A 6,545-nucleotide genomic window follows, 5' to 3' on the forward strand; every position below is an offset into this window, starting at 1 on the left:
CCTCCCCCCCCCCCCTCCCTCCCCCCCCCCCCCTCTCCCCCCCCCCCCCCCCCCCCCCCCCCCCCCCCCCCCCTCCCTTCCCCCCCCCCACACCCCCCCCCCCCCCCCCCCCCCCCCCCCCCCCCCCCCCCCACCGGGCCGTCGCCCGTCTGCACGCCCTCGGCCTCCACGTCGACCGGCACGCCGGCCGCGACCCCGAGGACGCCGTCCGCCTCGCCCGCCGGGCCGTGGCGGACGGCGTCGACGCCGTCGTGGCCGTCGGCGGCGACGGCATGGTCAACCTCGCGCTCCAGGCCGTCGCCGGCACCGCCGTCCCGCTCGGCGTGATACCCGCCGGCACCGGCAACGACCACGCCCGCGCGTACGGCCTCCCCCTCGCCGCCCCCGAAGCCGCCGCCGACGTCGTCGCCGCCGGACGCACCAGGACCGTCGACCTCGGCCTGGTCACCGCCGCCGACGGCACCACCCGCTGGTACGGCTCCGTCCTCGCCACCGGCTTCGACTCGCTGGTCAGCGACCGCGCCAACCGCCTGCGCTGGCCCCGCGGCCGGATGCGCTACAACCTGGCCATCCTCGCGGAGTTCGCCAACCTGCGCCCGCTGCCCTTCCGCATCACCCTCGCCGACGGCACCGTCATCGAACGCGACCTCACCCTGGCCGCCGTCGGCAACACCCGCAGCTACGGCGGCGGCATGCTCATCTGCCCCGACGCCCTCCCCGACGACGGGCTCCTCGACCTCACCCTCGTCGCCGCCATGCCCCGTCTGCGCATCGCCCGCTTCTTCCCCACCCTCTTCAAGGGCACCCACACCGCCCACCCCGAAGTCACCACCCACCGCACCGCATCCCTGCGGATCGACTCCCCCGCCATCACCGCCTACGCCGACGGCGAGTTCATCGCGGCCCTCCCCGTCGACGTGAGCGCCGCGCCCGGCGCCCTCCACCTCCTGGTGCCGTGACCCACCCGCCTCCCCGCCGGAGCCACGGGCCTCACCCGGCCAGGCGGCGGCGCCAGAGGAGGGGGCGGATCTCCATCGCGCGGGAGGGGTCGGCGTTCCAACGGGCGGGCAGGCCGGCGTCGGTGAGCGCGGCGGCCACCTCGTGGCCGATGGCGGTGGTGGTCAGCGGGGAGGCGTCGAAGCCGCCGTAGCGGAGGGTGAGGCCGTGGCCGGCGGCGGCGGAGTCGGTGGCCTGGGTGTGGAAGTAGACGTAGCCGCGGGCGTCCGGTGCCCCGGCGGCGGCGATCTCGGCGTCGCCGCAGGAACCGCAGCAGCTGAAGTGCTCCCGGGCGGTGATGCCGGCCTCCTCCAGGGCGGCGAAGGCCCGGGTGAGGCATTCCGGGTCGGTCTCGCCGATCCAGCCGGTCTGCTCGCCGACGCGCTCCAGCCAGAGCCGGTCGGCCAGTTGCTCGGCCTGGTCGCGGGAGAGCGGGCGGTGGTCGCCGGAGACCAGGTGGTCCTCGGCGAGTTCGGCGAGCTCGGCGCGGGTGGTGTAGCCGCCGGCCAGGGTGAGGCGCAGCCGGTCGTGCAACTGCCGCAGGTCGTCGGCGGGCACGTCGAGCGGCGGGGCGGGCTCCGGCTGCGGGCCCAGGTCGAGCGGCTGCCAGTCCAGGCCGTCGCCCCAGCCCGGCTCGTGCCGCGCCCACCCCGTCATCGCGGCGATGACCGCCTCGGGACCGTCGGTGCGCACCTCGAAGTGCCGGGCGGCGGAGCCGTCGCGGTGTTCGAGCGTGTACTCGCCGCCTTCGGCGTGCCACACCTGGATGAAGACGTCCGGCAGGTCCGGTATCCGCTGGGCGACCAGGAAGCGGTCGCCCTTCGCGCCGATCCGCCGCACCAGCCGCGCCAACTCGGCCGCCTCCACCCGGAGGTGGCGCGTCCCGTCGTTCTCCTGCACCCCGATCGCCAGCATGTGGATCACCCAACCACACGCCACTGACAACGGCGCCGAGCCCCGGGACGCGCCCGCCGTCGGCCCGTTCTCGGCCCGCCGTCAGCCCGCCCGCTGCTCGCGGCGGAGGCGGAACAGCACGTTGGGACGCAGCGGGCCCTCGGGGGCGGTCGGGTCATCGAAGTCGTCGGCGGGGTCGGACGTCATGCCGAGGCGGCGCATGACGGCCTGCGAGCGGTGGTTGGTCGCGGTGGTGACGGCGAGGATCTCGGGGAGGCCGAGAGTGTCGAAGCCATGGGCGAGGACGGTGCGGGCCGCCTCGGTGGCGTAGCCGTGGCCCCAGGCGGCGCGGGCGAGGCGCCAGCCGATCTCGACGCCGGTGAAGGACAGGCCCTCGTCGACCTTGTCGAGGCCCGCCAGGCCGACGAACTCGCCGGTGGCGCGCACCTCGACGGCCAGCCAGCCGTATCCGCGCGCCGCGCTCTCGGCCTCGAAGCGCGCCACCGAGGCGTCGCACTGCTCGCGGGTGAGGACGTCCCCGAGGTGCTCGCGGACTTCGGGGTCGGCGTTCATCGCGGCCCAGGGTGCGAGGTCGGTGTCCCGCCAGGGGCGCAGGAGAAGGCGGTCGGTGCGCAGTTCGGTCATGCGGGCCAGCCAACGCCGACCGCGCCTGCCGGGGCAACCCGTTTTCCGCACCCCCCACCCCGCACCCCCGTACCCCCGGCCCCGGAGCGCACCCGCCGGGAGGCGCGCCGTGCTCAGACGCCCGGGGTCGCGACGATCCGGCCGGCGTCGATCGCGGCGAGCAGTTCGGCGTGGTCGAGCGCCGTCTGGTCGGCGTACCGGACGGAGAAGTCGGCGATCGCCTCGGCGAAGGCGTCCGCGCCGCCCAGGTAGCCGGCGATGGCGAGGCGGTCGCCGGTGCGCGCGTGGGCGCGGGCGAGGGTGCGGCCGCACAGGTCGGCGTAGGCGCGCAGGCCGGACGGGGTGAGGTCGGCGACCTCGACCGAGCCCTTCATGTCGCGCAGTTGGCGGCCGTAGAAGTGGCGCCCGGCGGGGCCGGTGGTCCAGCCGAGGAAGATGTCGCTGGCGGCCTGCATGAGGTGCTGGCCGGTGACGACGCGGCGCCCGCCGTGGTGGACGGAGACCTCGGCGTCGACCCGGGTGGGCGGCAGGTGGTCCTCCAGGACGGACCGTCCGGCCTCCTTGAGCTGGAGGAACAGCGGGTCCCGGGTGTCCCCGCCCTCCAGCAGGACGATGTAGCAGCGGGTGCCGACGCTGCCGACACCGACGACCTTCATCGCCGCGTCGACGAAGCGGTAGCGGTCGAGGAGGACGCGACGGTCCTCGGCGAGGGTGGCCCGGTAGTCGCTGAACACCTTGCCGATGTCGAGCAGTTCGTTCTTCTTCAGCGGTTCGATGAGCGGTGGCGCGCTGATGATGCGCCGCTGCCCGTCGCGTTCCTCGGTGAGCTTGCCGAAGGCGTGCAGGCTGGTGCGGCGGCGGGCCTGGGCGAGGTCGGCCTCGGCCTGCTTGCGCTGCCGGGGTTTGCGGAGCGGCGCCAGCAGGTCGCCCGCGTCGATCCGGGAGTACCAGACGTCGAGTTCGCCGAGCCCGGCGAGGCGGCGCATGGCGGTGGCGTAGCCCTGGACGGCGGTGCGGGCGGCGCGGTGGGCGCGGTCCTCGTCCTGTCCGTGGTCGCGGGCGGCGACGGCGATGCTGGCGGCCAGCCGTTTGACGTCCCACTCGAAGGGGCCGGGGTGGGTCTCGTCGAAGTCGTTGACGTCGAAGAGCAGGGCGCGTTCCGGCGAGGCGAACAGACCGAAGTTCACCAGGTGGGCGTCGCCGCACAGTTGGACGGTGAGGCCGGTGTCGGGGACGGCGCCGAGGTCGGCGGCCATGACGGCGGCGGCGCCGCGCAGGTAGGCGAAGGGGGTGTCGGCCATCCGCCCGTAGCGGATCGGCAGCAGCCGGGCGACCCGGTCCTCGCCCTGGCGCACCAGTACCTCGACCGGGTCGGGCCGGTCGGCGGCGGGGATCCACCGCCCGTGGGCGGAGCGGGAGACGCGGTCGCGGGCGGCCCGGCCGTGCCGGCGGCGTTCGGCGGGGGTGGTCATGCGCGGCGGCTCCTCGGTCGGCGGGACAGCGGGACAGCGGGTCGGCGGGAGGACGAAACGGCGGGCGGCGGGCGGCGGGCGGGGTACGTCTCCCCGCGACGCTAGGCCACGAGTGCCGGAGCGCGCACCGCGCGCCCTCCGACACTCGGCCGACCGGATGAAGCCGACCGGATGAAACCCCCAGGCCCCCGCTCACTGCACGGTGAAGTCCGCCATCATCGCCATGTCCTCGTGCTCCAGGTTGTGGCAGTGCATCATGTACGTCCCCCGGTAGTCGGTGAAGCGCACCAGGACCTCGACCGCCTCGGCCGGACGCAGGTCGACGGTGTCCTTCCAGCCGCCGTCGTACGGGCCCGGGTCGCGACCGTTGCGGCTGAGCACCTGGAACTGGTTGAGGTGGACGTGGACGGGGTGGTGCAGGTCGGAGGTGAAGCGCCACCGCTCGGTGCTGCCGAGGGCGGGCCGGGCGAGGTCGTGGCCGGGCCGGTACAGGTCGCCGTTGATGGTCCAGCCGTAGCTGCCGCTGCGCCGGAAGATGAACTTGCGGGTGACGTCGACGGCGGAGGCGTCCAGTTCCTCGATCGTGGACAGCTTGTCGGGCACGGTCGAGTCGTCGCTGACCTTCTTGCCGGAGACGTCGAAGCGCATCACCTCCGCCGTGCGCCCGCTGCCGAAGAGGTTGAGCAGCCGCACCGAGGTGCCCGGGGCGTAGCGGGAGAAGTCGACGACGATGTCGAAGCGCTCGGCCGGGGCGATCTCCAGCACGTCGTGGGCGACCGGGGCGGCGAGCAGGCCGCCGTCGGAGCCGATCTGGACGAGGGCGTCGCCGCCGGAGGGCTGCGGGTCGAGCCGGAGCCGGTAGGGGCGGGCGTTGGAGGCGTTGAGCAGGCGCAGCCGGTAGCGGGCGCGGTCGACGTCGAGGCGGGGCCAGGGGGCGCCGTTGACGAGGATGACGTCGCCGAGGACGCCGTTCATGTAGTCGTCGGTGACGCCGGGCGAGGCGAGGTCCTCGTCCAGGGCGGGGTAGCGGAAGGAGCCGTCCCCGGCGAAGGAGCGGTCGGCAAGCATCAGCGGGAGGTCGCGGTCGCCGCGCGGCAGCGGCAGGGCGCTCTCCTCGTCGTCGTGGACGAGGTGGAAGCCGGCCAGGCCGCGCCAGACGCCGGGGCCGGTGAAGCCCATCCGGTGGTCGTGGTACCAGAGGGTGGCGGCGCGCTGCTTGCCCGGGTAGGTGTGGGTGCGCTCGCCCTCGGCGGTGCGCCCCGCCTCGTGGCCCATCCCCTGCATGCCGGGCATGTCGGACATCCCCGGCATGCCCGGCGCCCCCCGGCCCGCGCCGGAGGAGCCGACCGGCAGCAGCAGGTCGACGGGGTAGCCGTCGCTGTCGGCCGGGGTGTGGCCGCCGTGCAGGTGGACCACGGACGGCACCGGCAGCTCGTTGCGGTGCTTGACCACCGCCGCCCGGCCGGACCGGGTGACCACCGTCGGCCCGGGGAAGGTGCCGCCGTACGTCCAGGCCTCGGTCCTGACGCCGGGCAGGATCTCCAGCTCGGCGACCCGTTGGGTGATCTCGTAGTAGTCGGCCGTCGCGTCGGTGCGCACCGGCTGGAGCACCGTGGGCACCGGCAGCGGGACCTGGAACGGCTCGGGCAGGTCGAGGCCGCTGCTGAGCAGCCGGCCGGGGTGGCCCTCGGCGAACAGCCGGGCGGCGGCGGGGCCCGCGACGGCGGCCAGCGCGCCCGCGCCGAGGACGGAGGCGCCGACGCCCAGGAACCGGCGACGGTTCACTTGGACACCTCCAGCGGCCCGCCGGGGCGCGGCAGGCGTCCGCTGCCGTCCGGCTCGGGCAGGTGGTCCGCGCGGGCGGGCAGCGGCAGCCGCCAGGCGCCGACCAGCCCGAACAGGACCCCGCTGACCAGCAGCACCCCGAGGGTGACGTGCACGCTGATCGACCGCGCGTAGCCGGCCGCCATCTGGCCGACGACGGCGACGGTCAGCACGGCGGTGGTCCACAGCGGCCAGAGCGGGCCGCGGCCGGGCCGGCGCACCAGCGCGGCCACCACCAGTTGGCCGAGGACCACGGTGGCCAGCGTCATCGCGTTGCCCTCGTGGTCCTTGAGGGACTCGTAGGTGCCGTTGAGGAAGCTGCCGGCCAGCATGACCTGGAGCAGGGCCAGGACCGCCAGGGTGGTCGCGGTGGTGCGCAGCAGGATCAGCGGCCAGCGGGGCGCGGCGGCCGCGGGAGGACTGCTCATGTCGGGCTACTCTCTGCTTCGGCGGGTCGGGCGGGACGGGCGGGGCGGGCGAGAGCGTAGCTGATCCGACATCACGATCAGCTCCAATAAAGGGGTTTGGAGTTTCCCGGCTACCCCATTGCGCCTACTCGGCCCGGCTTTTGTCACCCGTACGAGCGAGGCTCTGGTGTGCCCGTCCAGCGATCCTCGAGCAGGTGCCGGGGGGGGGGGGGGGGGGGGGGGGGGGGGGGGAGGGGGGGGGGGGGGGGGGGGGGGGGGGGGGGTTCGATCCTGCTGTGGGGGGGCT

6 protein-coding genes are annotated in these 6,545 nt (G+C 75.3%); 1 reads left to right on the plus strand and 5 read right to left on the minus strand.

All coding sequences use genetic code 11. The features are described 5' to 3' along the window. On the plus strand, positions 1 to 959 hold a 959-nt coding region (locus AC07AL_RS25200; RefSeq protein WP_478318250.1), incomplete at its 5' end, for a diacylglycerol kinase. A gap of 31 nt (positions 960 to 990) precedes the next feature. Here the strand turns inward: AC07AL_RS25200 and AC07AL_RS25205 are convergent. From AC07AL_RS25205 to AC07AL_RS25225, 5 genes are all read right to left on the minus strand, one after another. Next, entirely contained in the window at positions 991 to 1,911 is a 921-nt protein-coding gene (locus AC07AL_RS25205) for a DUF6891 domain-containing protein (RefSeq protein ID WP_478318272.1), read from the minus strand. Positions 1,912 to 1,992: 81 nt separating this feature from the next. After that, complete coding sequence (locus tag AC07AL_RS25210) at positions 1,993 to 2,535, minus strand: GNAT family N-acetyltransferase (RefSeq protein ID WP_478318252.1); 543 nt, start codon at positions 2,533 to 2,535, stop codon at positions 1,993 to 1,995. A gap of 113 nt (positions 2,536 to 2,648) precedes the next feature. Next, positions 2,649 to 4,007 carry a DUF2252 domain-containing protein gene (locus tag AC07AL_RS25215; protein WP_478318254.1) on the minus strand — a complete coding sequence of 453 codons (1,359 nt, stop codon included), beginning with the start codon at positions 4,005 to 4,007 and terminating at the stop codon, positions 2,649 to 2,651. 192 nt (positions 4,008 to 4,199) lie between these two features. After that, the gene (locus AC07AL_RS25220; protein ID WP_363632572.1) at positions 4,200 to 5,792 is read right to left on the minus strand and encodes a multicopper oxidase family protein; all 1,593 of its coding nucleotides are present in this window, start codon (positions 5,790 to 5,792) and stop codon (positions 4,200 to 4,202) included. Beyond that, complete coding sequence (locus tag AC07AL_RS25225; RefSeq protein WP_363579649.1) at positions 5,789 to 6,259, minus strand: hypothetical protein; 471 nt, start codon at positions 6,257 to 6,259, stop codon at positions 5,789 to 5,791. Before AC07AL_RS25225 ends, AC07AL_RS25220 begins: the two co-directional genes overlap by 4 nt. Between the last annotated feature and the right edge of the window lie 286 nt (positions 6,260 to 6,545).

The organism is Kitasatospora sp. NPDC043949 (assembly GCF_056435365.1).